The organism is Halosimplex litoreum (assembly GCF_016065055.1).
GTDB lineage: Archaea > Halobacteriota > Halobacteria > Halobacteriales > Haloarculaceae > Halosimplex > Halosimplex litoreum.
The window spans coordinates 288,488-314,563 of sequence record NZ_CP065856.1; the positions used below are offsets into that span (position 1 = coordinate 288,488).

Below are 26,076 nucleotides of genomic sequence, written 5' to 3' on the forward strand. Positions count from 1 at the left end.
GTAGAGTCCGGAGTCGTCGACGGACGACGCTGAAGCCCCTTCTCGCCTCGCGGTAGTCCGTACCGGTCCATACTCGACGAGACGGGAGGTGGGTACGACCGCGGACGGACGCGCGGAATAGAGAGTACCCAGTGAAGACTTACCCGGCCCGTTTCGCTTGGTCGGACCGATCACATGGACGATCCACGCAACCGGTCGGACCGCTTCGAACTGATCGCCGCGACCGACGGCGACGTCCTCGAACGATTCGCCGACTCGGTGCTCGCCGAGGAGCCCGCCCTGCGGGTGCTCCAGGAGCCTCGCCCGCAACTGGTCATGCAGCGGGTCCGCGAGCCCGTCGAACGTCGGCCGTTCAACCTCGGGGAAGTCGTCGCGACACCGGCGGAAGTATCGCTCGACGGCACGCGCGGGTTCGCGATGGTCCCGGGCAAGGCCGAGCGGGCCGCCTTCTCGGGCGCAGTCGTCGACGCCGCCGTCGCCGCCGACCACGCCGTCACCGAGAAGGTGGTCGCGGCGCTGTCGCGGACCGCCGACGCCTACAAGGACGAGCGCCGTCGCGAGTGGGCCGAGAGCCGCCACACGACCGTCGAGTTCGAGACGATGGAGGACGACCTGTGAGAGCGCTCGGACTCGACCCCGTCCACGACACGCGCCGGACCTTCCGGGCGCTGTGCGACGCGACGAGTCGCCCCGGCACCGTCGTCTCCGTCGGCTCCGACCCCGCCGACCACGCGGTCGTCGCCACGCTCGTCGACCACGAGGTGACGACGTGGACACCCGACGAGCGCCTTCGAGAGGCGCTGGAGAACCAGGGGCGACTCGACGCGGCGTCGCCGACGAGCGCCGACGTGGTCCACGCCGTCGGGCGCCCCGACTGGGACGTGCGCGAGTGCGACCGCGGGACCCTCGTCGAACCCAGCGAGGGCGCGACCGTCGTCTACCGTGTCGACGATCTCGGTGGGCCCGAGGACCCCGGGCTCACCGGCGTCGAACTCGCCGGTCCAGGCGTCGACGGCGCCCGCCGCTTCGGTGTCGGCCTTCGGGTCGGCGAACTCGAACGGCTCGGCGAGGCCCAGTCGACCTATCCCCGCGGCGTCGACGCCTACCTCGCGGTCGGCGAGCGCGTCGCGGCGATCCCGCGGTCGTCGGACCTGGAGGTGCTGTAGATGGGGTACGTCGCGGTCACCGCCGGCGAGGAGATCATCGGTCGCGCCGAAGACCTCTTCGAGAAGCAACGTCTGGAGGGTGACTCCGAGACGCTGTCGGTCGACCAGCTCGACGACCAGCTCTCCCGGCTCACCGCCCAGGCGATGAGCGAGGGCGGCCTCTACGCGCCGCGCCTCGCCGCGCTCGCGGTCAAGCAGGCCCAGGGCGACACCGTCGAGGCCGCCTTCCTCCTGCGAGCCTACCGCTCGACGCTCGAACGGTGGGAGGAGACCGAACCGGTCGACCCCGACGAGCTGTTCGCGACCCGCCGGGTCTCCCCCGCCTACAAGGACGTGCCCGGCGGCCAGATCCTCGGGCCGACGAAGGACTACACCCAGCGCCTGCTCGATTTCGACCTCGACGGCGAGGCGAACGGAACCGAGTCGGCCGACGGCGACGACGCGGCGGACGAGCCCTCGGACCCGACCGCCGACTGGGACCTCCCCGACGGCGAGCCGACGACCGTGCAGAACGTCATGGAGGTCCTCCGCGACGACGGGCTCGTTCACGATCCGGACGAGACCGCCGACGGTGCCGACGAGGGTGCGGACGCCGACGGTGCCGACGACGGAACAGACGACGAGTACGAGGAGCCCGCGGACACGACCCGGGAGCCGGTCACGCATCCGCCCGACCGCGACGAGGTGCTGCAGGAACTCGCCCGCGGCGAGACGGGCGCCGTGACCGCCCTGGGCTACTCGGCGATGCGCGGCTACGGCCAGGTCCACCCGACGCTGGCCGAGGTGCGCGTCGGGAAACTCCCCGTGCGGATCACCCACCCCTACACCGGCGACGCCGTCCGCGTGACCGACGCCGAGGTGACCGAATCGGAGGCGGTCGTCCCGGTCTACGAGAAGCGCGAGGACCCGCAGTTCGCCTTCGGCTACGGACTATCCTTCGGCCGCAACGAGCGCAAGGCCATCGCGATGACCATCCTCGACGCCTCGATCCAGCTCGACGGCGCCGACGAGCCCGCCGAGAACCCCGAGTTCGTCCTCGACACCGTCGACGGGATGGATTCCTTTGGCTTCATCGAACATCTCAAACTCCCCCACTACGTCACCTTCCAGAGCATCCTCGACCGCATCCGTGCGATCCGAGAGCGAGGGGAGATCGACGGTGCCGACGCGGACGTCGACGGTGCGCCCGAGGCGGACGCCGACGTCGACGGAGCGCCCGAGGCGGACGACCGGCCGGAGACCGACGACCCGGTGGCGGCCACGGGAGGCGACGATGACTGAACGGTCCGCCGAACCGACCGCCGCCTCGGCGGGAGACGGCGACGCGTCCGCCAGCGACGATACGCCTGCCGCTGCCGACTCCACCGGCGAGCCCGTCGGCGAAGCGGTCTCGGCGCTCACGGTCGCCGACGCCGTCGACGACCGCTCGGGCGATGGCCTGTCGGGGTACAACTACGCCTACCTCGACGAACACACCAAACGCGAGGTGCGCAGGGCGGTCCTGAAGGGGATCGCGATCCCCGGCCACCAGGTCCCGTTCGCCTCGCGACCCATGCCGCTCGCCCGCGGTTGGGGCACCGGCGGTATCCAGGCCTCGCTGTCGCTGCTGGGCCCCGAGGACGCGTTCAAAGTCATCGACCAGGGGAGCGACGAGAGCGTCAACGCCGCCAACATCCGCCGGCTCGCGGAGACGACGGCCAACGTCGAGACCACGACCGACACGACCGAAGCCGACGTGGTCCAGACCCGCCACCGCATCCCCGAGGAGGTGCTGACCGACGAGCAGATCGTCGTGTTGCAGGTGCCGATCACCGACGCGCTCCGGTCGGTCGACTCCTCGGACGCCGCCAACCGCCGCCGCCACGCCCACGCCAACTACGGGAAGATGTGGGTCCACCTCTACGAGAACGTCGTCGAGTGGGGCGAGATCCAGATCGCCAGCCGCTACCCGACGATGGTCGCCGGCCGCTACCTCATGGACCCCTCGCCCATCCCCCGCTGGGACGTACCCAAACTCGACGATGCGGACAACCTCTTCGTCTTCGCCGCCGGCCGCGAGGCGCGTATCTACGCCGTCCCGCCCCACACCGAGGTCGAGCCGCTCGCCTTCGAGGACGAGTCCTTCCAGGTCGAGCGCTTCCCCGATCAGGGCTGCCGGTCCTGTGGCTCGACGGACACCTACCTCACGGAGATCGAGACCGACGACGGCGACCGGCTGTACGTCTGCAACGACACGAGCTTCTGCCTCAAGCGCCAGGACGACCCGGCGCTCGCGAAGGACCACCACCTCGATCGGTCGGGCGTCAACTGGGGACCGGGAACGCCCGGCGGGCCGCCGTTCGACGAGGATCCGGAAGACGCGAACGGCGGAGAGACGCCCGTCGAGGACGCGGACAGCGGAGAATCGGTCGACGACGCCGGGGGTGGTCCGGCGTGACGCTCCTCGAAGCGACCGACCTTCGGACGGTGTACGGCGACTCCTGCGGCGAGTGCGTCGAGCGCACCGGCGACGAGGCGGGCCGGAACCAGTGCCCGGTCTGTGGCTCGGTCGTCGCCTGCGCGGACGTGTCGCTCGACGTCGAGCCCGGCGAGGTGCTTGGGATCGTCGGCGAGTCCGGCTCGGGCAAGTCCAGCGTCGCGGAGCTGCTCGCGCTCGAACGGAACGCCGACGCGACGACCGCCGGTGACGTGCGCCTCCGGGGTCAGGACGGCAATCTCCTCGACGCCGACTACGAGACGCGCCACCGCCTGCGGACGGGCGAGATCGGCCTCGTCCACCAGCACATCCGCGACGGGCTGAACCTCGAATTCACGGGCGGCGGCAACGTCGCCGAGAAGCTGCTGGCGGCCGGCGAGCGCAACTTCGGCGACGTGCGCGAGCGCGTCCGCGACCGCTTCGCGGAGACGGAGATCCCCGTCGACCGGATGGACGACCCCGCCGAGACCTACAGCGGCGGGATGCAGCGCCGGGTCCAGATCGCCCGCGCGCTCGCCACCGACCCCGAGGTCGTCGTCCTCGACGAACCGACGACCGGGCTGGACGTGAGCGTTCAGGCGCGCGTGCTGGACATGTTCCGGCGCATCCAGCGCGAGGAGGACGTGGCCGCCGTCGTCGTGAGTCACGACCTGGGCGTCGTCCGACTGCTCGCCGACCGGACGCTTGTCATGCGCCACGGGCGCGTCGTCGAGACCGGGCTGACGGACCGCGTCATGGAGGACCCGCACCACGAGTACACGCAGACGCTGATCAATTCAGTCATATGACAGCCGTTCTCACCGTCGAGGGGCTCTCGAAGACCTTCGACATGCACGCGCTCGGCGACAAGCGGGTCGTCGGGCTGGACGACGTATCGTTCTCGGTGCGCGCCGGGGAGTTCCTCGCCGTCGTCGGCGAGTCCGGCAGCGGGAAGTCCTCGCTGCTCAAGTGTCTCTACCGCACCTACGACCCGACCGCCGGCTCGGCCGAGTATCACCCCGAAGACGTGGATCTCGCGACCTGCGACGACCGGACCGTCATGGCCCTCCGCGATTCGGCCGTCGGCTACACGTCGCAGTTCCTCGACGAGATCCCGCGCGTCCCCGCCGTCGACGTGGTGTCGCGGCCGCTGCGCGAGCGCGGGACCGACCCCGAAGCCGCCCGCGAGCGCGCCCGAGAACTGCTCGACGCGCTCGGGCTCCCCGAGGAACTGTGGGACGCCTACCCGGCGACCTTCTCCGGCGGTGAGCGCCAGCGGGTGAACCTCGCACAGGCGCTCGCGCCCGAGCCGGACCTGTTGCTGCTTGACGAGCCGACGAGCGCGCTCGACCCCGAGACCCGGGCCGCCGCGGTCGACCTGCTCTCGACCGCGACCGGCGCGGAGACGACCGTCATCGGCGTCTTCCACGACCGCGAGGTCGTCGAGTCGGTCGCCGACCGGGTGGCCGTTCTCGACAGTGGACGGATCCAGCGCGTGGTCCCGGTCGCGGAGTTCTCCGGGGAGGTGGTGGCGTGAGCCCCAGCGCCGAGTCCGTCGCGACGGCCGCCGACGAGGATGCCGCCTTCGCCGTCACCGACGCCCGCGTCGTCACGCCCGAGACGGTCGTCGACGGCGGCGTCCGGGTCGAGAGCGACCGGATCGTCGACGTCGGCGAGGTGGAGACCGACGGAGCCGTCCAGATCGACGCCGACGGTCGATTCGTCCTCCCCGGACTCGTCGACCTCCACGGCGACGATATCGAGTCCCACCTCCACCCGCGGTCGGGCGCTCGCATGGACACGCACGTGGCGCTGGCCGCCGCCGACCGCTCGAACCTCGCCGCGGGGATCACGACGAAGTTCCACGCCATCTCCTTCGAGACCGACCCCGACTCGGACCGCTCGCCGGAGCTCGGCGCCGAGCTGACCGAGGCCGTCGACGCGGCCGACGACCTGATGGCCGACCACCGGATCCACGCCCGCTGTGAGGTCACTCAGCCCGAGTGCGTCGAGGCGGTCCTCGAGGTCGTCGAGGCGGGCGACGCCGACCTCGTCTCGGTGATGAGCCACATTCCGGGGAAGGGGCAGTTCCGCGACCAGGAGGCGTTCGTGGAGTACTACCGCGACTCGGCGGACCACACCGTCGAGGAGGCCGAGGAGATGATCGCCGAGCGCGGCGACGTCGAGATGGCGACGCTCCGCGAGCGCGTCGAGCGCGTCGTCGACAGAGCGCACGACGCCGGCGCCGTCACGGCTTCCCACGACGACGAGGACCCGACCGAGGTCGAGCGCCTCGCCGAGACCGGCGTCGACGTGACCGAGTATCCGATCACGATGGAGACGGCCGAACGCGCCGCCGACCTCGGGATGACGGTCGCGATGGGCGCGCCGAACCTCGTCCGCGGCGAGAGCCAGTGGGGCAACCTGGAGACCGCCGCGGCCATCGACGCCGGCGTCGTCGACGCGCTCGTCGCCGACTACCACCCCCCGTCGATGCTCGCCGGCGCGTTCGTCGACACCGGCGAACCGCTCCCGGATCGGGTCGCCCGCGTCACCGCCAACCCAGCCGCGGCCGTCGGCCTGCCCGACCGCGGACGGATCGAAGCCGGCGCCCGCGCCGACCTCGTGCTCGTCGACCGCGATCCCTCGCCGACCGTGCACCGCGCGTTCGTCGCGGGCGAGCCCGTCTACCGCGCGGAGGGGTCGCGATGAGGTCCGTCGGCGCCGCAATGGACGTGCGCTTCGGCGCTACCGTCGAAGAGTTCGTCACCTATCTCGACGACCTGGGTCTCTCCCATCTCGAACTCAAGCGGGAGTACCTCTGCGGCCACCCAGAGACCCCCGAGCCCGAGACCATCGGCGAGATCGCCGACCGCCACGACGTGACCGTCACCTACCACGCCCCGTTCCGCGACTGGAACGTGGGTAGCTTCAACGACGCCGTCCGCGAGGCGTCGGTCGACATGGTCAAACGCACCATCGACGACGCCGAAGCGGCCGACGCGGGCGCCGTCGTCGTCCACGGCGGCGCCGTCCCGACCCGCTACCCCGAATGGGTCCGCGAGAAGGCCCGCGAACACGCTCACCGCTCGCTCGGGGAGTGCGCCCAGTACGCCCAGCTCGTCGGCGTCCCGCTCTGCCTGGAGAACCAGCCCGTCGACGACGACAAACGCCGCTACACCACGACCCCCGAGGACCTCGAAGCGATGCTCGACGATGTCGCCGTGGCGCCCGAGTACCTCGGCGTCACGCTCGACGTGGGCCACGCCAAGGTCAACGGCTACCACTGGCGGGACTTCGTCGACCGCTTCGGCGACCGCATTCAGGTGTGTCACCTCTCGGACAACGACGGCACCGCCGACGACCACGAACCGATCCCGGACTACCAGCGCGTCGTCGACGCCGTCCCCGCCGACTACTTCGCCTTCGAGATGAAGTCCGTCGCCGACATCGCACGATGTATGGGAATCGACCCCGAAGCGTCGGGTGACTCCCTCGCGACTCCGGAGTAACTCATGACAGGAACCTACGACGCGGTCGTCTTCGACAACGACGGCGTGCTCGTCGAACTCACCGAGATGGACGTGCTTCGCCGCGCAGCCCGCGCAGCCTTCGAGGACCACGGCGTCGCCGACCCGCCAGAACCGCTCGTCGAACACGCAGCCAACGGCAACCTCGACGACCTCGCCCGGGTCGAGGACGACCTCGACCTCGCGCTGGCCGACTACTGGGCCAGCCGCGAGGACCACGCCGTCGCCCACCAGACCGACGCCATCGAATCCGGCGAGAAACCACTCTACGACGACGTGACCGCGCTCGCGGACCTCTCTCACCGGAAGGCCGTCGTCAGCAACAACCAGCACGGCACGGTCCAGTTCATCGTCGACCACTACGGGCTGGGCGACCACTTCGAGCACGTCGCCGGCCGCGACCCCACGCTGGCGGGCGCCCGTCGTCGCAAGCCCGAGACCCATTACCTCGACGCCGCGCTCGACGAACTCGGCACCCGCGACGCCGTCTACGTCGGTGACTCACCGAAGGACGTGGAGGTCGCCCACCGCGCCGGCGTCGACAGCGCCTTCCTCCGCCGGAGCCACCGCACCGACACCGTCCTCGACCGCGAACCGACGTACGAGGTCGAGACCCTGACCGCGCTGGCCGAGCGACTCGCGGACTGACGGCTCGCGCGGCTCTCCTTTCTCGGACCTTCGGGACCGGAAACACCCGCAGGCGTCGCAACATACAAACCCTCGCCGCAAGTGCGACTACGTATGCCACGGGAAGGATATCAAGAGAAACTGGAAGCCCTGCGAGAGGACGTCCTCTACATGAGCGAAGTCGTCCTCGAACGGCTCCGGATGGGACTTGACGCTCTCGAAACGAAAGACGAGGACCTCGCCTGGGAGGTCATCGACGGCGACGACGAGGTCAACCAGCTGTATCTCGACCTCGAACAGGACTGTATCGACCTGCTCGCGCTCCAGCAGCCCGTCGCCTCGGACCTCCGGTTCATCGCCGCCTCGTTCAAGATCATCACCGACCTCGAGCGCATCGCCGACCTCGCGACGAACCTCGGGGAGTACACCCACGAGGCCGAGCGCGACCTCTACCCCGACGTCGACATCCAGGAGATCGGGACGCTCGTCATCGAGATGGTCGAGGCGTCGATGGACGCCTACGACGAGGAGGACCCCGACGCCTGTCTCGCCATCTCGGAACAGGACGACACCATCGACGAGCGCTGCGAGGCCGCCTCCAGCACCATCGTCCGCGACCTCATCGAACGCGAGGTCGACGACGAGACCGGTGAGGCGGAGATCGAGCAGCTCATGGCCGACGTGTCGCGCCTGCTGCTCACGGTTCGGGACCTCGAACGCGTCGGCGACCACGCCGTCAACATCGCCGCCCGCACCCTCTACATGGTCGAGAACGACGACGAACTGATCTACTAGAGCCCACCTCGTTTCCATCTTTTTCCCGCCCGGGTTTCCTCGCGCGCCAGAGGCGCGCTGCGGGGAACCCGGGCGGCAAAAACATGGGTGAAAAAGCCGGACGACTCGCTCACTTCGTTCACGGGTCGCTTCACTCCCCGTTCACAACGAGGTGCTCCCTTCGGTCGCACCTCGCACCGTTCGCTCGCGTCCGGTGAACCGGCGCCTGCGGCGCCGGATGCTCAGTACGGGTGGCGGCTGTCGCATTTCGAGGTAGCGGTGCGGCTGGCGCGTGCTGTCGAGCGGTGCGAGGTCGACCGCAGGGAGACCTCGATGCGAGCGGGGAACGAAGTGACCCGCGAGCGTGCCCGCCTCCTGGCGGGCCGCTCGAAACAGTCGCGCGTGGTCTGCGGGCGACCCGAGCGTCGCCCGCATGGCCCGAGGGACCTTCGGTCCCTCGCTGTCTTCGCGAGTCTCGCGAGCGAAGGCTCGTCAGAGCTTGCCTCTGACGGTGGATGAGTAGCGCAGCTTGCGAGCAACGCAAGCGGCTGGGGAGGTGTGAGGCTGTCTGCGGTTGCTGTGCGGGGCGGTTGTGGTCCCTGGTGTCCTCGTGAGCGAAGCGAGCGAGGGCTCGGAAGACGAACGGAGTGAGTCTTCCGGCGGACTGAACGGGCGAGGCGCGCGTGGCGGCGTAGCCGCCACGGACTGTGGCGGTCGGCGGAGCCGACCGCCCGCTCGCGCTTGCGTGGTCGCCTGAGCGGGCCACTATCCGCGCGGGCGGTGCCGAGAGTGCGGATATCCCGCTTCAGCGACCGCGAGCGGGTCGAGGGCTTTCATCGCCTGCCGTCGACTGCGGTCGCGGTCGTTCGACTTCAGTCCGGGACTCGCTCAACAGAAACACCTACTCAACAAGCACAGAGACCGAACGGAGAGACGACGTCCTCCCGACAGACTACCGTGACTCGCCGCTCACGAGCCCCTCGTCCGTAATTTTGAACTGCGCCGTCTCGCCGGCGGCCTTGGCGCGGTGTTTCTCCAGGGTCGCCCGGCGATTACCACCTCGAAACCGATCGACGCGGAGGATGGTCGCCGACCAGTGGTTCAGCGTGTGGCCGCCGAGCGCGCGGGCCTGCTCGGAGTCGATGTCGGTGTACACCTGGTTGGTGAACGCGACGGCGATGTCGTGTTTGCGGGCCAGCGAGAGCAGGTGCGCTAACTGTCGCCCCACCGCACGCAGCGCCTCGCCCTCGTCCTGTTCAGTGCGCTGGAGGCGATAGAAGCCGGTCGCGCTGTCGACGGCGATGAAGTCGACGATGTCGGAGAACTCCTCGGTGTCGCGGACGGCCTCCTCCTGCTCCTCGAAGGTGTAGGCCTCGGTGACGATGAGCCGTGAGGCCACGTCGTCGGCGTCGCGGTCGCCGGCGCCGGCGAGTTGCTCCATCCGGTCGACCGAGAGGCCCTCGGTGTCGACGACGAGCGCGGAGTCGCCGGCGGCGGCCAGCTCCGTCGCGGCCGAGAGGACGATGTTCGTCTTGCCCGCGGCCGGCGGGCCGTAGACCTGCGTGACCGCGCCGCGCTCGAACCCGCCACCCAGCAGGTCGTCGATGGCCTCGCAGCCGGTCGGAATGCGCTCGCTCACGCCCGAGGATTGGCCGTCACCCGACAAAAACGCTCGTACTCGGGCCCGGTGCCTGTAGGCCTGGGCCCCCAGCGGCGACGACTCCGACCGATGTCCGTGTCGCACTACTCGAACACTTAGGTGGGAGGGCCGCCAACTCGGGGTGTGATAGTCGTCGCGACGGCGGATTTCGAGGTCTACCACGGCGTGGTCAACGAGCTACGGGACCGCGGTGTCACGTTCACGACGATCGAACTCGACGACACACTCCCCGAGCGAACGACCGTCGTCGTCAGCGCAGCCGGCGAGGAACCGCCCACCCCCGACGACGTGCCGGTCGTCCGCGCCGACCCCGACGACCCCCGCCGCGCCGTCGACGAGGTGCTCGCCACTCTGCGAGGCGGCAGCGGCCGCACCGTCGTCGGCGTCGATCCCGGGGAACGGCCGGGCGTCGCCGTCTGCTCGGGCGAGATGGTCGTCGCCACCTTCCACGTCCCGCTGGCCGACGCCGCCGAAGTCGTCCGCGAGGAAGTCGACGACGCCGTCGATCCCCTGGTCCGCGTCGGCGACGGCGCCCGCCTCCAGGGCGCGAAGATCATCGACGACCTCGAAGAGATACCGGTCGAACTCGTCGACGAGACCGGGACGACGCCGTATCTGGGCACCGGCGCCCGCGGCATGGGCGACGTGCTCGCGGCGGTCAACATCGCCCGCCTGGAGGGCGAGCGCGTCGAGTCCCGGACCATCGAACCGACGACCGGCGAACTCCAGCGGATCAAGGAGCGCTCCCGTGAGCGCAGCGAGGAGAACCGCGCAATCGACGAGGAACTCGCCCGGCGGGTCGCGCTGGGTGAACTCAGCCTAGACGAGGCGCTGGGCGAACACCGCGAGGACTGAGCGGCCGTCTCACTGGCCGTCCTCGCCCGAGTCGACCTGCGAGCGGAGTCCCGCCGCGACGGGCGACGGCTCGAAGTCGACCAGCGAGTCGAACCGCTGGGAGGCGAGCGAGCTGTCCGGCGCCACGTCCATGTCTTCGGGGATCGGTTCGGCGTCGACGAGCGAGGGGTCGTAGCCGAGCGCCGCCATCGCCTCGCGGTGGAACTCGTGGACGCTGACCCGCGGGGCTGGGACGTGGAGGACGCCCGTGGCGTCGCCGGCGACCAGCGTCGCGACCGTCTCGGCGGCCTCCGTCACGAGGACCGGGCTCTTGTACATGTCCGAGAAGTACGCGACCGACTCGCCGCGGTCGAGGTGGTCACGGGTGCGCGCGAGACGGTGGTCGAGTCGGCCGGTCGAGAAGCCGAACAGGTAGCTCGTCCGAAGCACCGCCGCGTCGTCACAGTGGGCGTCGACGGCGTCCTCGAAGGCGACGAGCCGCCGGCCGTAGCCCCCGCGGGGCGAGCGCGAGTCCGACTCGCTGTAGGGTGCGTCCCGCCCGTCGAACACCGCGGCGCTGGAGACGTAGACGAGCCGTACATCCTCGCAGCCAGCGGCGAACCGCTCGGCGCGCTCGGCGAACGCCGCGTCGACTCCGGACGCGCCGGTGTCGCGGTCACCGCCGTACTCCACCGCGGCCGCGAAGACGACCGTGTCCACGTCGTACTCGTCGACCAGGTCGCCCACGTCGTCGGTCCAGAAGTCGAACTGGACCTCCGCAGTCGGCCCCGGCTCCGAGCAGTAGGTTCCGAGGACGCGGCGGTCGGACCGGTCGGCGCGCTCCCGGAGCCGCCAGGTGACCGACCGACCGAGGAAGCCGCTGGCGCCGACGACGAGGACAGTCTCGGTCATTCTCGCGCCGCGGCCTCCGCCCGGCGGGCGACCTCCCGCACGGGCAGATCCGTCTCTCTCGCCACCGCCGCGGCGTCGTCGTACTCCGCGCTCACGTCGAAGACCGTCCCCTCGTCGTCTTTCCCGACCTTGACCGCCACCTCGTAGGTCTCCCTATCGACCGCCAGCTCGACCGTCCGGACCTCGCGGTCGGCGATCCAGCGGTGACCGGCGCCGTGCTCGCGGACGCCCAGGGTTCCGGTCTCCTCGGCCAGTCGACGAGCGACCCGCTCGGCGTCCTCGGGCTTGACGACGACCTTGACCAGGTGACCCGGTCGGGCTTTCTTCATCGTCGCCGGCAGGACCGACACGTCCCGCGCGCCCGCGTCGGCGAGCGACTCCTGTAGCCCACCCAGCACCTCGGGGGTCGCGTCGTCGAGGTTCGTCTCCAGCACCGTGATCGCGTCCTTCGAGAGGCCGCCACGGCTCTCGCCGACGAGCGCGCGGAGGACGTTGGGGTAGCGCTCGAAGTCGTAGCCGCCCGCACCGTAGCCCGAGGCGGTCACGTCCAGGCCGGGCAGCGAGTCGGCGCCGTCGGCGTAGTGGGCCAACAACGCCGCGCCCGTGGGCGTCAGTAGCTCCATCTCGACCGGCCCGCCCGTCAGCGACCAGTCGGCGCGCTCGGCGAGTTCGACGACCGCCGGCGCCGGGACGGGGTAGGTGCCGTGACTCATCGACACCTCGCCGCCGCCGCCCGCGAGCGGCGTCGTCACCACGCGCTCGACGCCGAGGTCGTCAACTAACAGGGCGACGCCGACCACGTCGGCGATGGCGTCGTCGGCGCCCACCTCGTGGAAGTGCGTCTCGTCGATGCCCGTGCCGTGGACGCTCGCTTCCGCCTCGCCGAGCAGCTCGAAAACCGCCAGCGCGTCCGACTCGACCTCGCCCGGGAGGCCCATCTCCTCGACGAGGTCGACGACTTCCGCGTACGTTCGGTTCGGTCCCGCGCCCTCCGCGTGGCCGTGATCGTGGCTGTCGTGGTCGTGTCCGTGATCGCCGTGATCGTGGCTGTCGTGGTCGTGGTCCTCGTGACCGTGACCGTCCTCGCCGTCGTCGCTCCCGGCTTCGTCGCTGTCGTGGCAGCCCTCGTCACTCTCACTGGACTCGTCGGCGTGGCGCACGTCGACGGCGGTCGCTGCGATACCGTTCTTCTCGACCGACCGGACCTCGTAGCGGACGGGCAGGACCGCCTCGACGCGGTCGAGTACCGCCGGGTCGGCGCCGGCCGCCACGAGCGCGCCCAGAAGCATGTCGCCGCTGGCACCCATCCGACCGTCGAACGCGAGGGTTCGCATTGTACGATCGTACGCGCACGGTGACGGGAAAAGCGGTCCGGTCACTCCGGGACTCGGCGGCGTCGGTGCGCCCTCCACGCTCGCTCGCGCGGCGATACCTGACGGGAGACTGACCGACCTGTGGGTGTCGCTCGAGCGAGGGAACCGCCGGAGGCAAAAAGCATATCCGCGGGGGTACCCGAGTGAGACACACTCCCACTCCACTATGAACGAAGTGCAACTAGAAGTGGCGAAAGCGTACCCGAACGACTCGGGGCGCGGCATCGCCCGGCTGGATCCCGACACGCTCCTCCACCTCAAGCTCTCTCCCGGCGACATCATCGAGATCGAGGGCAGCGAGGTGACCGCGGCGAAGGTCTGGCGCGCGGACCGACAGGACTGGAACACCGACACCGTGCGCATCGACGGCTTCACGCGTCAGAACGCCGACGTGGGGATCGGCGAACGCGTCGAGATCCGCAAGGCCGACGCCGAGAAGGCCGACAAGCTCGTCCTCGCACCGCCCGAGGAGGCGTCCGTCCAGTTCGGCTCCGACGCCGCCGGCATGGTCAAACGGCAGATCTTGAAGCGGCCGGTCGTCGAGCGCGACATCGTCCCGGTGATGTCCTCGACGAACCATCCGTTCATGCGCTCGCCCGGCCAGGCGATCCCGCTGATCGCCGTCGAGACCGAACCCGAGGGCGTCTGTCTCATCACCGAGGACACCGAGGTCGAACTCCGCGAGGAACCCATCTCCGGCTTCGAGAAGACCGGCGGCGGGATCACCTACGAGGACATCGGCGGCCTCCAGAACGAGATCCAGCGCGTCCGGGAGATGGTCGAGCTCCCGATGAAACACCCCCAGATATTCAAGAAGCTCGGCATCGAGCCACCCCAGGGGGTCCTGCTGCACGGCCCGCCCGGCACCGGGAAGACCCTGCTCGCCAAGGCCGTGGCCAACGAGACCTCCGCGAGTTTCTTCTCTATCGCCGGCCCCGAGATCATCTCGAAGTACTACGGCGAATCGGAGCAACAGCTACGGGAGATCTTCGAGGACGCCAGCGAGGAGTCCCCCTCTATCATCTTCATCGACGAGCTGGACTCCATCGCTCCGAAGCGCGAGGACGTGACCGGCGAGGTCGAACGCCGGGTCGTCGCCCAGTTGCTGACGATGATGGACGGCCTCGAATCGCGCGGCCAGGTCATCGTCATCGCCGCGACCAACCGCGTCGACAGCGTCGACCCCGCGCTGCGCCGCCCGGGTCGGTTCGACCGCGAGATCGAGATCGGCGTCCCCGACGAGGTCGGCCGCGAGGAGATCCTCCAGATCCACACCCGCGGCATGCCGCTGTCGGACGACGTGACGCTCGGTCGCCTCGCCGACGAGACCCACGGCTTCGTCGGCGCCGACATCGAGAGTCTGACGAAGGAGGCCGCGATGAAGGCGCTGCGTCGGTACCTCCCGGAGATCGACTTAGACGAGGAGGACATCCCACCGAGTCTCATCGACCGGATGATCATCAAGCGCGAGGACTTCCGCGGCGCCCTCAACGAGGTGAGTCCGAGCGCGATGCGGGAGGTCCTCGTCGAGCTGCCGAAGGTCTCCTGGGACGACGTGGGCGGCTTAGAGGAAGCCAAGGGCAAGGTCCAGGAATCGGTCGAGTGGCCGCTGAACAAGCCCCAGAAGTTCCAGCGAATGGGCATCGATCCGCCGAGCGGCGTCCTGCTGTACGGCCCGCCGGGCACCGGGAAGACGCTGATGGCCAAGGCCGTCGCCAACGAGACCGACGCCAACTTCATCTCGGTGAGAGGGCCGCAGCTGCTCTCGAAGTGGGTCGGCGAGTCGGAGAAGGCCATCCGCCAGACGTTCCGGAAAGCGAAGCAGGTCGCCCCGACGGTGATCTTCTTCGACGAGCTGGACTCGCTGGCGCCCGGCCGCGGCGGCGACGTGGGCAGTAACGTCTCCGAGCGCGTCGTCAACCAGCTGCTGACGGAACTGGACGGGCTGGAGGACATGGAGGACGTGATGGTCATCGGCGCGACCAACCGCCCGGACATGATCGACCCCGCGCTCATCCGCTCGGGTCGGTTCGACCGGCTCGTGATGATCGGCGAGCCCGACGTCGAGGGTCGCGAGCAGATCCTCCGCATCCACACGGAGGCCCAGCCGCTCAGCCCCGACGTGAGCCTGCGCGAACTCGCCGAGATCACCGACGGCTACGTCGGCTCCGACTTGGAGTCGATCGGCCGCGAGGCCGCCATCGAGGCGCTCCGCGAGGACGACGACGCCGAAGTCGTCGACATGCGCCACTTCCGCCAGGCGCTGGACAACGTCCGCCCCACGATCACCGACGACATCCGCGACTACTACGAGCAGATGGAAGAGGAGTTCAAGAGCGGCGGCCAGAGCCGACAGGGCCCCCGCTCGGGCGGCCGGATCGGCTTCCAGTAAGGGCGCTATCCTTCGCTCCCGAATTTTCTCGGTCGCGTCGATTTTTCGCGTCTCGTGGATCACCCCGAACCCCGAGCGCCGACGGCGTTCCTTTAAGTCATTCTCGTCACAACGGATAGTAGTAAGAGGAGTTCTGCCGAGTCTCAGGCGTCTAGCAGTTGCTTCGTCCCCGCTAACCCGCGAAGGTGTCACGGACCATCTCGCACGGCTACGCGCAGCCTGGCGGACGGGACGAGCGACGGACAAGCAGGTCGTGCCACAGAAAGTGACGACTCCCCAACACTGAATATCGAGCCGGCGAGACAGCGTGTATGCAGCGAGTCGTGGGGCGATACGTCGACGACCTGACGAGCGAGACGGAGGTGCGCTGGGTGTTCTACCGGGTCGCGGCCGTCTTTACCGCGCTGTGGGTCGCGGTCGTGCTCCTCGCGCAAATCGTCCTGTTTCTGTGGACAGGAGAAAGCGGGGCCGTGGAGGCGGGGCTTCCTGGCCCCATCGAGGTGCCCCTCGGGGCGGCTATCGTGAGCGCCGTCTGTATTCCGAACGCCGGGCTCGTCGGCGGGTGGGTCTGGAGCCGGCTGACCCGACGGTGGCCACCGGTGACGGCGAGGCGCGGGACGGTTCTGGGCGCGGTCATCGGACTCTCGACCTACGTCACTGCGACGGTTCCGTTCGCCGCCGCGTTCGCCCTGTGGGACCACGGATGGCGGGGATTCGGACTTCGAGCGTTCCTGTGGGGCGACTTCACGACCGCCCCGTCGGTCTTCCTCGACGACGTGACCGAAGCGCTGATGCGATTCCCCGGCTTCCTGCTCGTCGGCTCGGTCGTCACCCTCGGGATACCGCTCCTCCTCAGTACCGCCGTCGGACGCGCGCTCGGAACGGCCGCCGAACGCGAGCGAGCGACGTGAGCTTCGGGACCCCTCCCGACTGCTCGGTCACGTCACGAACTTCGACCGCTGACGGTGTTGGTTTAAGTCACTCTCGTCACAACGGGTTAAAGTAAGAGGAGTTCTGTGGGAATCGGAAAGCGATCAGCGGACGATCTCCCCCGATTGGCCGACCGGAAGACGACGCTCCGAGCCCCCACCGAGAGCTGCTTTAAATCATTCTCGTCACAACGGTATTTAATAAGAGGATTTTTGCGGAACCCACGACCGGCCAGCGACCGCGCCGTGTCGGGCCGCTCGGTCCACGCCGTCTCCTGATCCCGTTCCGCTCGCCGCCGATTCTTCAAATCATTCTCGTCACAACGGGATACAATAAGAGGAGTTCAGTGGGACCTGCGACCGGCCAGCGGTCGCACAGTCACTGTTCGTCCGACGCCGACCGCGCGACCCGGGTCCGTCGGTCCGGCCCACGAATCAACGTTCGGGTCGTGCAGTTCTATTCTTTAAGTCGTTCTCGCGACAACGGTCTACAGTAAGAGGAAGTCGTCGATTCTCACTGCGCCATCTCACTGCCTAGCCGGAGGTTTCTATAGTCGCGAGGGAGAAGGCGGACGAAATGAACGGGGGACGCGACAGGGCCGACCACGGACTGCGGACCAGCAGCGAGCCGGTCGACCCGCGCGCGGAACGGGACGTGAGCACGCGGCCGGGCGACGGGTCGCTCGGGCGAGTCGAGGCGGTCAAAGACGAGGCGTTCCGGCGCTGGGACGTGACGACGCCGAGCGCGACGCTCATCGGTCGGGCCGAGAACCCCGACGAGGACGTGAGCGAGAACCTCCGGCGGCTGCACGACGAGCAACACCCGGCGATGGCGGGCCACGCCGAGCGGATGCACCGCCTGGAGAAGGCGCGGATCACCCACGCGTTCTGTAATCGGCTGGCGCTGACGCCGTGGGAGCGCGACCGAGCGCTGGGCATCATGACCGATCTGGACCTCACCGTCTTCGGCAGCCAGCGCGCCATCCAGAAGGTCGCGCTGGTCGTGATCCAGCACGTCGTCGACGACGAGCGCCAGCGTATCCTGGGGCTGCAGGACCAGGAGTGGATCGCCGAGCAGCCGCCCGAGTCGCTGGCCGACCTCCACGAGCGCTTCGACTCGATCAAGGAGGACCCCCGGTATCGGACGCTGATGGACCTGGTCGGCCTGGACGTGACGAGCGTCAACCGGTTGGCGCGGACGCTCCGGGAGCAACTGGACGAGCAGGACCTGCGCGGGGCGGTCTTCGGTCGGAACCCGCACCGCGACCCGAGCCTGCCGCAGATCCGCGACCGTGACCCGACCGAGGTTCCGAAGTCCGACGGCGATCCGACCGCCGAGTGACTCGCCGGCCGGCTCCCCGGCAGGAACCCTCAGCGACCCCGTTCTCGTCTCCCCCTGGCCGTGACCTTGCCGAGGCCCCCATCAGGTTCTTCTCCGTCGCCGTCCAACGGTAGCTACGGTTCCACATGACAACCACAATCGAGATCGACGACGACCTCGCCGAGCGCATGGAGGCCCACCTCGAAGCGGACGAATCGCTCGCCGAACTGGTCGAAGAGCTCGTCAACGTGTACGAGGCGGAAGGCGCCTTCCTCCAGGAAGGCTACTCGGAGTAACGTCGTCGGTCGACCGAGAAGCGGGGACGGGGCGTTCACAGCGAGCCGCCGCGGCGTCGGTCGGTTCGTCGAGTCGGTCGACGACCTGGTGTCGTGGACGGGACTACAGCTCGCCGAGCTTGCGGAGCAGCTGGCCGCGGTACTCCTCGTCGGCCTGAACGTCCTTCAGTTCGAGGACGTTGCGTTCGAGCTTGTCGAGGGCGACGCCGAAGGCGGAGTCGGCGCCGTACCCCTCGCCGGAGCCGGCGGCCTGACCCTTGTTGGTGCGCAGGCGGATCTGCGCGCGGATCAGCGGCGTGCCGCGAAGCTTCTCCTTGTGCTCGTGGAAGCGAACGTGGCAGTGCTGGACCTGCATGGCCTGGTACTTGTCGGCGACGCGCTCGATGCGCTGGCGGATGTCCTCGCGGCTGATCGTGTCCAGCAGCTTGATGTTCGTGATCTGGACGTCCATGTGCTCCTCTTCGGTGAACGTCAGCGCGCGGAGCACGTCGGTCTTGGTGAGGATGCCCTCGACGACGCTGTCGTCGTCTTCCGGCGTGACGACGAGCCCGGCGTAGTCGCTGTCGAGCATGCGCTGGACGGCGTCGCGGACGGACTCGTCGAGCGTCGTCGTGGCGACCGGACTGGACATCTCGTCGTAGACGGGCAGGTCGAGCACCCGCTCGATGTCACCGGCGCGCTCGCCGCGGGTGGCCTTGTCCATGTCGCGGACGACGATGTCGACGATGTCGTGGCGGGTGACCATCCCCGAGAGGGTGCCACCCTCGTCGAGCACGGGGAGCCGGGAGATCCCGTGTTCGCGGAGGAGGTTGATCGCCTGGCCGACGTTGGTGTCCTCGGTGACCGTGATCACGTCGTCCGTGTAGATGTCGCCGACCGCGAGGGCGTCGAGGTTCTCTAGGACCGCCTCGAGGATCGCGTCCTCGGTGACGATCCCCCAGAGACGACCGGCCTCGAAGACGGGGGCGACCTTGGTCCCGCCTTCGACGAGGACGCGGGCGACCTCGCGCACGTCGTCGGTGCGCTCGACCTTGGGGGCCGGCTGCATCATCGCGCTGGCCTTCGTGTTGTCTTCGATGTGAGACTGCACCAACTGTTTCTGCGTGACGATCCCAGCGTACTCGCCGTCGTCGGTGACGATCAGGCCCTTGGGGTTCTCTCGCTCGAACTTCGACCGGACTTTGCCCAGGCGCTCGTCCACGTCGACCGTGACGTACTCGCTGGTGGCAATATCAGCAATATCCATCTGAATCTCCCATTCCGAAAGTTCGACGCCGACACTATTCAAACTTGGCGAACCCTCCCACGAACCGACAATCCCGGGACCGGACCCTCCTCGCCCGATCGACCACCCACATCCCGACCCGTCTCGGTCCGCGACCCCGCAGGGTAGTAGGTCCCTTCCGTGCAGTACACTACACCTAACTCCGCGATCGATCCGCTGGTGCGACCGATCGCCGTCTCCGCCCGTCTCCCGGCCGGATACTGCTCGCGACCCGGCGAATTGATTTCGACGATAGTCGAATAATATTACGACTTTAATCGAAGACAACTGTTCGCCGGAATATCGAAAGCAGTCCGGAACTGGAGTTTACGTTCGTTCAAATTCTGGCCCGTATTGGCGGCATGACAAACACAAACATGGGCAAATCGGGAAAAACAGCAGAAGTTTTTTCATCTCCCCGCTCACTGGATAGTGTACGATGACGGGGACACAGCCGCGGATCGAACTGTACGTCCGGTCGCTGCTTCCGGACGGCGCCCACAATCGACAGGAAGCGGTCGTCGACCGTCTCGAACGCCTCGACGCCGAGGGCGAGATCGAGGGGTACTCGGTCATCGTCTGGGGCAAACAGATCGCACGCGACTCGACGGGTGCCCGCACCGAGGAAGGCGAGTACATCCTGAATCGCGTCGCGGAGTTCAAGCAGTGGGCGCTGTCGAACAACGTCTCGCTGGAGTCGTTCTACCAGAAACACGACGTCGCCAACGACGCGACCGACGAGCCTTACTCGGCCATCGTCCTCCCCGTGATGGGCCTGGCGGAGTACGAGGGCGAGGAACTGCGCCACGTCGCCCCCTGTACCGCGGGCGACGAAGTCCACACCATCATGGACCGCCTCGACCGCCTCGAGCGCGGCGAACCGGCCGCAGTCGAGCAGTCCCGCGACGTATCGATCCTCTCCGACTGACCGGTCTCCCCCGTCACTCACGCTCTCTCACCGGCGAGCGGTAGCGAACGCGCCGCCGGCCGTCGCTTGCCCACCCCTGCGCTCGCAGGGGCGCGACACATCTATCCGACGCCCCTCCTCCCGAAGGCAATGGCAAACCGCACCGCGGGCTCGCTGAACAAGCTCGGTATCGTCTCGACGCTCGTCGACGCCGCGCTGGCGTTCGCACGCGGCCGCCCCAAGAGCGGCGCCCTCCTCGTCGCCGCCGCGGCGCTCTCCTCGAAGGTGCCCGGGCTCGGCACGCTCACGTCGGTCGCGCTCCGAATCGCCCGCCGACTGCGGTGACGGCTCGGCCCCGCCCCCGAGCGCTCGGGTGACGACGCCTCAACAGACGACTACAGTCGTGTAGACGGCGTCCTCGGGGCCGGCGTGGACGTCGACGCCGACCAGTTGGTTCTCGGGTTCGACGAACCCGCCGGCCTCTGCGGCGTAGCCGTCGGCCAGCGCTCCGGCCAGCGCGTCGGGCGAGTCGAGCGCCGCGTCGTCCTCACCGAACGAGCGGTCGAACACGGTGAGTCTGCCGATCTGCTCGCCGCAGGTACCGTCGAGTGCTCGCCCAAACCGCTCGTCGCTCGGTCGCGACCCGGTACCGGCGAGTTCGCTGACCCACCCCTGATTGTACAGCCGGGCCGCGTCGTCCACGTTCCCGTTTCGCTCGTACTCGCCCAGTCCCGCCCCGGCTCGTCGGTCGTTCAACTCGGCGACGAACGCCGTCTCCGTCTCGCCCAGGTCGACGCCGCGATACTCGCTCGCGCTGCCCGGCACGCTGTCCATCCCGGGGAGGGTGATAATCCCCAGCAGCGCGAGCACGAGGACCGTCCCGGCGACTAGCGCGAACGCCAGCCCGACGGCGTAGCGGGCGTTCAGCAGATCGAGGTAGGAGGTCCCGCCGAGTTCCTCGGCGTAGTCGGCCTCGTCGGGAATCGTCCGCTCCAGCTCGGCGTTCCCGCAGCGACTGCACGGCGGCGAGTTCTTCTGGTGGACTCGCCCGCACTCCGGACAGACCCACACCGGTTCGCGCTCGTGGTCGGGGTCCTCGGGCGCGACCGGGACGACGGCCTTCTCGAACTTGTGGTGGCCGCAGTTGTCACACGGCGGGTCGTTGCGCTCGTGCGGCTTGTCGCACCACGCGCAGCGCCACTTGGCCGACCCACCGGTGTCGGTCCCGGAGGCCCCGCTCGCACCGTCCGCGCCGTCCGGACTGTCGCCCTCGCTCATCTCACAGTCGAACGGGCACGTCGTGGTCGTCCAGGTAGCCCTTCGCCTCGTCGATCGAGTACTCGTCGAAGTGGAAGATCGACGCCGCCAGCGCCGCGTCCGCACCGGCGTCGGTGAACACCTCTTGCATGTCTTCCGGGCCGCCACAGCCAGAAGAGGCGATCACGGGCGTCGAGACGGCGTCACAGACCGCCGCCGTCAGCGGTACGTCGTAGCCGTCTTTCGTCCCGTCGGCGTCGATCGAGTTGACGAACAGCTCGCCCGCGCCGCGTTCCTCCGCTTCCTCGGCCCACGACACCACGTCCGTGCCGGTGCCTTCGCGGCCGCCCTTGACCGTGCACTCGAACCAGCAGGACTCGCCGTCGACCTCGACGTAGTGCTCGCCGCCCTCGTCGAAGCGCCGTCGCGCGTCCACGCTGATGACGATACACTGGTTGCCGAAGGCGCGAGCGCCCTCGGTGATGAGTTCCGGGCGCTCCAGCGCGCCCGTATTGATCGACACCTTGTCCGCGCCCGCCCGGAGCGTCTCCTTGACGTCTTCGCGGGTGCGGATGCCGCCGCCCACGGTCAGTGGGATGAACACCTCGTCGGCGACCTGCGAGACGGTGTCGAGCATCGTCTCGCGGCCCTCGGCGCTGGCCGTGATGTCGAGGAAGACGAACTCGTCCGCGCCGGCCTCGTTGTACTTTTTGGCCATCTCTACGGGGTCGCCCGTGTAGGCCAGGTCCTCGAAGTTCACCCCGGTGTACACCGCCGCCTCCCCGTCGTCGTCGAGATCGACGTCGATACAGGGGATGATCCGCTTCGTCAGTCCCATCGATACGTACGACTCGGGCGGCGAGTGGCAAAAGGTATCCGCTCTCCCCGGCCGGCCGCTCCGAGCCCGGCGCCGACTACGCGACGCTGCCCGACCGCGAGACCGGTCTGCCCGGTGGTATCCGGAGAATACTTTTGAGGCGGATCGGCGATAGCCCGGACGATGAACCGGCCAGTCAGTGCGGTCGCCGCCGGCGCCGTCGGGACGATGGTCATGTCGGCGGCACTGGCGATCTTCGAGGTCCAGACCCGCTACGCCATCGGTATCTTCGCAGCCATCGCCCGGTTCGTTCGGGTGCCGGACAACCTCTTCGCCGGCTTCCTCGTCTACGTCCTGGTCGGGACCGTCGCCTGGCCGCTGTTGTTCGTGAGTCTGAAGCCGTACGTCCCGCTGGATCTCGACCCCGCCGTCGCGGGCATGCTGTTCGCGCTCCCGCTGTGGATCGCCTTCGCGATCGTCGGCCGCGGCGACGTCACCGGCGCGATCGTCGTCCTCTTCGTCGCGTTCACGCTGATCGCCCACCTCGTCTACGGGTTCGTCCTCGGTGCGGTGTACGCGAGCCTCGCCGACGAACACGCGTAGGCGCTCGTTAGGTCGACCCCATCGGCGGGTAAGTCGAGCCGACCGGACGATGCCCGACGTATACTTTTCCCGCCGCTTTCGCAACACTCGACAGCACCCGGGGCCCCATGTCCGCACTACTCTCGACCCTCGCGGTGATCGCCCCCTGTATCCTCGTGGCAGCCGTCTGGCACCGAACGGACCCCTTCGCCGACTCCCGGGGACGAGGAGACGCGTCCGCCGGCCAGCCTGTCGACGGCGGTTCCGCCGACGCCACACCGACCACCGACGGCGGGACGATGCGGACGAAGCCCCTCGGTCCGCGCCGCTGGCTGACGACCGTCGACCACCGCGACGTGGGCCTGCTGTACCTGGCGTTCGGGACTATCGCCGGTCTCTGGGGCGGGATGGACGCGATGATGATGCGGACGGAGCTGCTGACGTCGACCGTCTCCGTCTGGGACGCCGAGACCTACAACGCTCTCTTTACGACCCACGGGATCACGATGCTGTTTTTCTTCGCCGCACCGGTGTTCGCCGGCATCGCCAACTACGTCATCCCGCTGCTCATCGGCGCCGACGACATGGCGTTCCCGCGGATCAACGCCCTCGCGTTCTGGTTGCTCCCTCCCGCGTTGCTGATCGCCCGCGCCGGGATCGTCACCGAACTGATCGGCAAGACCCTCGAAGGCGCGCTCGGACTCCTCCCACCGAACGCGATGGCGCCGTTCGGCGGCCTCGCCGCCGTCATCGACCCGCTGTTGGCGCTGGAACCGCCGGGGATCGGCTGGACGATGTACACGCCGCTGTCGATACAGGACCCCAACCAGCAGGTCAACCTGCTGTTGCTCGGCTTGCACCTCAGCGGCGTCGCGACGACGATGGGCGCGATCAACTTCATCGCGACCATCGTCTCCGAGCGCGGCGACGAGGTGAGCTGGGCCGACCTCGATCTGTTCTCCTGGAACATCCTCACCCAGTCGGGGATAATCCTCTTCGCGTTCCCGCTGTTGGGCAGCGCGATGGTCATGCTCCTGCTGGACCGAGTCGTCGGCACGACCTTCTTCGCCGTCGGCGAGGGCGGGGGGCCGATCCTCTGGCAACACCTGTTCTGGTTCTTCGGCCACCCGGAAGTGTACATCCTCGTCCTCCCGGCTTTCGGCCTGGTCAGCTACATCATGCCGAAGTTCGCCGGTCGGAAGCTGTTCGGCTTCCGCTTCGTCGTCTACTCGACGCTGGCCATCGGCGTCCTCTCCTTCGGCGTCTGGGCCCACCACATGTTCGCGACGGGCATCGACCCGCGCGTTCGGGCCAGTTTCATGTTCGTCTCGATCGCCATCGCCGTCCCCAGCGCCGTCAAGACGTTCAACTGGATCGCGACGCTGTGGAACGGGCGGATACGGCTCACCGCGCCGATGCTGTTCTGTCTCGGCGGCCTCGCCCTGTTCGTCGTCGGCGGGATCACCGGCGTGTTCCTGGCCGCGATCCCGTTCAACCTCGTCGTCCACGACACCTACTACGTCGTCGGCCACTTCCACCTCATCATCATGGGGGTCATCCCCTTCAGCATGTTCGCGGCCTGTTACTACTGGTTCCCCATGATAACGGGCCGGTGGTACAACCGACCCGTCGCCGTCGCCCAGGCGGTCGTGCTGTCGGTCGGCTCTGCGGTCACCTTCATCCCGATGCTCGTCACCGGAACCGACGGGCTCCCCAGGCGATACGCCAGCTACCCCCAGGTGTTCGAGCTGCTCAACCAGGTCTCCTCGGCCGGCGCGTACCTGATCGGCCTCGCAGCCGTCCTCTGGGTGTTCAACATGGTGCAGTCCTACCGTGTCGGCCCACCGGTCACCGACGACGACGTCTGGAATCTCGCCGAGACCGGTCAGCGCGCCCGCGAGTGGCACCACCCCGCCGGCCGTCCGACCCAGCGCGCGCCCGCTGTCGGGGACGTGGCACCCGAGGACGACGAAAGCGACGAGAGCGAGACCGGGACCGACGGCGGCGCGCCGGCCGACGACGGGACTCCCGAAGACGACCCGCCCGTCGACAGCGGGAGTCCGGGCGACGACTCGCCCACCGACGACGTACCGACCGAACGGGACCGCGCGAGCGCCCTCGACCGGTCGACCCGCGACGACGCGATCGGCGGGCGAGGGGCGCTCCGACTCGTCGGCGCGGTGACGGTCGCCATCGCCCTCCTCGTCGTGGCCGGGCGCCTACTGCTCCCGCTGACGGGGTTCGACTCGACGACGGAGGCGCTGATCCGGACGCTCAACCGGCGGTTGTTGCTGGTCGCGGTTCCCCTGGCCCTACTGGTCGAGGGGCTCCTGATCTACGCGGTCGTCCGGTTCCGCGGCGGCGTCGCGATCCCGACGCCCGAGAACACCACGCTGGAGATCAGCTGGACGGTCGCGACAGCGTTCGTCCTCCTGTTCGTCGCCGTCGTCTCCTACGGCGTGCTCGGCTCACCGTTCGTCACCGCGTCGCCGGAGCCGGCCGGCGAACGGCCCGCCGACGCCGTCGAGATCGAGATCGTCGCCGAGCAGTTCTCCTACGACGTCCGCTACCCGGCGGCGAACGTCACGGTCGAGAGTACCGACGTGATCTACGCGCCCACCGACCGGCCGGTGTACTTCGAGGTGCGTGCAGCGGACGTGTTACACTCCGTTCACGTCCCTGCGCTGGGACTCAAACAGGACGCCTTCCCCGGCCAGTGGAACCTCCTCCACACTCGGCTGCTGGACCCCGGCGACTACCGGCTGTACTGCGCGGAGTTCTGCGGCGTCGGCCACTCCCGGATGCGGACGACACTGAGTGTCGTCTCGCCCGAACGGTACCGCCAGCGGGTCGACGCCCTCGCCGCCGAGAGCGAGGCGACCGGAGGGAGCACGTACGCCGAAGGGAACGCCACCGCCGGAAACGCGACGATCGAGCGTCCGTCGGCTCGAACCGGGTGAACCGCCGGCCCGGACTTCCG

Annotated in this window: 25 protein-coding genes; 19 read left to right on the top strand and 6 right to left on the bottom strand. The window is 68.8% G+C overall.

Annotated elements, in window-relative coordinates; genetic code table 11:
• Positions 1 to 174 precede the first annotated feature (174 nt).
• The 10 genes from phnG to phoU all read left to right on the top strand — a co-directional run bounded on the left by phnG (position 175) and on the right by phoU (position 8,573).
• On the top strand, positions 175 to 618 hold the full coding sequence (gene phnG / locus I7X12_RS01430; protein WP_198062114.1) for a phosphonate C-P lyase system protein PhnG: 444 nt from the start codon (positions 175 to 177) through the stop codon (positions 616 to 618).
• Positions 615 to 1,166: a phosphonate C-P lyase system protein PhnH gene (phnH, locus tag I7X12_RS01435; RefSeq protein WP_198062115.1), complete on the top strand. Its 552-nt coding sequence runs from the start codon at positions 615 to 617 to the stop codon at positions 1,164 to 1,166. The genes phnG and phnH overlap by 4 nt, the downstream gene beginning before the upstream one ends.
• Positions 1,167 to 2,447 carry a carbon-phosphorus lyase complex subunit PhnI gene (locus I7X12_RS01440; protein WP_198062116.1) on the top strand — a complete coding sequence of 427 codons (1,281 nt, stop codon included), beginning with the start codon at positions 1,167 to 1,169 and terminating at the stop codon, positions 2,445 to 2,447. It abuts the gene before it with no gap.
• Positions 2,440 to 3,603 carry an alpha-D-ribose 1-methylphosphonate 5-phosphate C-P-lyase PhnJ gene (locus tag I7X12_RS01445; RefSeq protein WP_198062117.1) on the top strand — a complete coding sequence of 388 codons (1,164 nt, stop codon included), beginning with the start codon at positions 2,440 to 2,442 and terminating at the stop codon, positions 3,601 to 3,603. Before I7X12_RS01440 ends, I7X12_RS01445 begins: the two co-directional genes overlap by 8 nt.
• Positions 3,600 to 4,430 carry an ATP-binding cassette domain-containing protein gene (locus tag I7X12_RS01450; protein WP_198062118.1) on the top strand — a complete coding sequence of 277 codons (831 nt, stop codon included), beginning with the start codon at positions 3,600 to 3,602 and terminating at the stop codon, positions 4,428 to 4,430. The genes I7X12_RS01445 and I7X12_RS01450 overlap by 4 nt, the downstream gene beginning before the upstream one ends.
• Positions 4,427 to 5,158, top strand: a complete 732-nt coding sequence (locus I7X12_RS01455) for a phosphonate C-P lyase system protein PhnL (protein ID WP_198062119.1) — start codon at positions 4,427 to 4,429, stop codon at positions 5,156 to 5,158. Before I7X12_RS01450 ends, I7X12_RS01455 begins: the two co-directional genes overlap by 4 nt.
• Positions 5,155 to 6,333 carry an alpha-D-ribose 1-methylphosphonate 5-triphosphate diphosphatase gene (locus tag I7X12_RS01460; RefSeq protein WP_198062120.1) on the top strand — a complete coding sequence of 393 codons (1,179 nt, stop codon included), beginning with the start codon at positions 5,155 to 5,157 and terminating at the stop codon, positions 6,331 to 6,333. Before I7X12_RS01455 ends, I7X12_RS01460 begins: the two co-directional genes overlap by 4 nt.
• Positions 6,330 to 7,133, top strand: a complete 804-nt coding sequence (locus I7X12_RS01465; RefSeq protein ID WP_232342977.1) for a sugar phosphate isomerase/epimerase family protein — start codon at positions 6,330 to 6,332, stop codon at positions 7,131 to 7,133. The genes I7X12_RS01460 and I7X12_RS01465 overlap by 4 nt, the downstream gene beginning before the upstream one ends.
• A gap of 3 nt (positions 7,134 to 7,136) precedes the next feature.
• On the top strand, positions 7,137 to 7,799 hold the full coding sequence (locus I7X12_RS01470) for an HAD family hydrolase (protein ID WP_198062121.1): 663 nt from the start codon (positions 7,137 to 7,139) through the stop codon (positions 7,797 to 7,799).
• Between the two features lie 93 nt (positions 7,800 to 7,892).
• Positions 7,893 to 8,573 carry a phosphate signaling complex protein PhoU gene (gene phoU, locus I7X12_RS01475; RefSeq protein WP_198062122.1) on the top strand — a complete coding sequence of 227 codons (681 nt, stop codon included), beginning with the start codon at positions 7,893 to 7,895 and terminating at the stop codon, positions 8,571 to 8,573.
• Between the two features lie 931 nt (positions 8,574 to 9,504).
• Here the strand turns inward: phoU and radB are convergent.
• Entirely contained in the window at positions 9,505 to 10,191 is a 687-nt protein-coding gene (gene radB, locus I7X12_RS01480) for a DNA repair and recombination protein RadB (protein ID WP_198062123.1), read from the bottom strand.
• A gap of 144 nt (positions 10,192 to 10,335) precedes the next feature.
• Between radB and I7X12_RS01485 the strand changes: the two genes are divergently transcribed.
• A complete protein-coding gene (locus I7X12_RS01485; RefSeq protein ID WP_198062124.1) occupies positions 10,336 to 11,067 on the top strand; it encodes a hypothetical protein in 732 nt (243 codons plus the stop codon).
• Between the two features lie 9 nt (positions 11,068 to 11,076).
• Here I7X12_RS01485 and I7X12_RS01490 read toward each other — a convergent pair whose 3' ends face one another.
• Together I7X12_RS01490 and larC are read right to left on the bottom strand one after the other, a co-directional pair.
• The gene (locus tag I7X12_RS01490) at positions 11,077 to 11,958 is read right to left on the bottom strand and encodes a sugar nucleotide-binding protein (RefSeq protein ID WP_198062125.1); all 882 of its coding nucleotides are present in this window, start codon (positions 11,956 to 11,958) and stop codon (positions 11,077 to 11,079) included.
• Positions 11,955 to 13,292: a nickel pincer cofactor biosynthesis protein LarC gene (larC, locus tag I7X12_RS01495; protein ID WP_198062126.1), complete on the bottom strand. Its 1,338-nt coding sequence runs from the start codon at positions 13,290 to 13,292 to the stop codon at positions 11,955 to 11,957. The genes I7X12_RS01490 and larC overlap by 4 nt, the downstream gene beginning before the upstream one ends.
• Before the next feature lie 205 nt (positions 13,293 to 13,497).
• Here larC and I7X12_RS01500 point away from each other — a divergent pair, with 205 nt between their 5' ends.
• The 4 genes from I7X12_RS01500 to I7X12_RS01515 all read left to right on the top strand — a co-directional run bounded on the left by I7X12_RS01500 (position 13,498) and on the right by I7X12_RS01515 (position 18,269).
• The gene (locus tag I7X12_RS01500) at positions 13,498 to 15,723 is read left to right on the top strand and encodes a CDC48 family AAA ATPase (RefSeq protein ID WP_198062127.1); all 2,226 of its coding nucleotides are present in this window, start codon (positions 13,498 to 13,500) and stop codon (positions 15,721 to 15,723) included.
• Positions 15,724 to 16,034: 311 nt separating this feature from the next.
• Entirely contained in the window at positions 16,035 to 16,634 is a 600-nt protein-coding gene (locus tag I7X12_RS01505) for a hypothetical protein (RefSeq protein WP_198062128.1), read from the top strand.
• Positions 16,635 to 17,229: 595 nt separating this feature from the next.
• The gene (locus I7X12_RS01510; protein ID WP_198062129.1) at positions 17,230 to 17,994 is read left to right on the top strand and encodes a DNA-directed RNA polymerase subunit epsilon; all 765 of its coding nucleotides are present in this window, start codon (positions 17,230 to 17,232) and stop codon (positions 17,992 to 17,994) included.
• 125 nt (positions 17,995 to 18,119) lie between these two features.
• Positions 18,120 to 18,269, top strand: a complete 150-nt coding sequence (locus I7X12_RS01515) for a DUF7557 family protein (RefSeq protein WP_198062130.1) — start codon at positions 18,120 to 18,122, stop codon at positions 18,267 to 18,269.
• Between the two features lie 103 nt (positions 18,270 to 18,372).
• Here the strand turns inward: I7X12_RS01515 and I7X12_RS01520 are convergent, their stop codons facing one another.
• Positions 18,373 to 19,515 (bottom strand): CBS domain-containing protein, encoded by a 1,143-nt coding sequence (locus I7X12_RS01520; protein WP_198062131.1) that lies wholly within the window; start codon positions 19,513 to 19,515, stop codon positions 18,373 to 18,375.
• A gap of 457 nt (positions 19,516 to 19,972) precedes the next feature.
• Here I7X12_RS01520 and I7X12_RS01525 point away from each other — a divergent pair, with 457 nt between their 5' ends.
• Both I7X12_RS01525 and I7X12_RS01530 read left to right on the top strand, forming a co-directional pair.
• Positions 19,973 to 20,461, top strand: a complete 489-nt coding sequence (locus I7X12_RS01525; RefSeq protein ID WP_198062132.1) for an HTH domain-containing protein — start codon at positions 19,973 to 19,975, stop codon at positions 20,459 to 20,461.
• A gap of 129 nt (positions 20,462 to 20,590) precedes the next feature.
• Positions 20,591 to 20,785 carry a hypothetical protein gene (locus I7X12_RS01530; protein WP_198062133.1) on the top strand — a complete coding sequence of 65 codons (195 nt, stop codon included), beginning with the start codon at positions 20,591 to 20,593 and terminating at the stop codon, positions 20,783 to 20,785.
• 39 nt (positions 20,786 to 20,824) lie between these two features.
• Here the strand turns inward: I7X12_RS01530 and I7X12_RS01535 are convergent, their stop codons facing one another.
• Positions 20,825 to 21,718 (bottom strand): hypothetical protein, encoded by an 894-nt coding sequence (locus I7X12_RS01535; RefSeq protein WP_198062134.1) that lies wholly within the window; start codon positions 21,716 to 21,718, stop codon positions 20,825 to 20,827.
• A 1-nt stretch (position 21,719) separates the two neighbouring features.
• The gene (hisF, locus tag I7X12_RS01540) at positions 21,720 to 22,535 is read right to left on the bottom strand and encodes an imidazole glycerol phosphate synthase subunit HisF (RefSeq protein ID WP_198062135.1); all 816 of its coding nucleotides are present in this window, start codon (positions 22,533 to 22,535) and stop codon (positions 21,720 to 21,722) included.
• Between the two features lie 162 nt (positions 22,536 to 22,697).
• On the opposite strand from hisF, the gene I7X12_RS01545 reads away from it, so the two are divergent.
• Together I7X12_RS01545 and coxB are read left to right on the top strand one after the other, a co-directional pair.
• Entirely contained in the window at positions 22,698 to 23,117 is a 420-nt protein-coding gene (locus I7X12_RS01545; RefSeq protein ID WP_198062136.1) for a DUF6789 family protein, read from the top strand.
• Positions 23,118 to 23,224: 107 nt separating this feature from the next.
• Positions 23,225 to 26,056 (top strand): cytochrome c oxidase subunit II, encoded by a 2,832-nt coding sequence (gene coxB, locus I7X12_RS20820; protein WP_198062137.1) that lies wholly within the window; start codon positions 23,225 to 23,227, stop codon positions 26,054 to 26,056.
• The last annotated feature ends 20 nt before the right edge of the window (positions 26,057 to 26,076 follow it).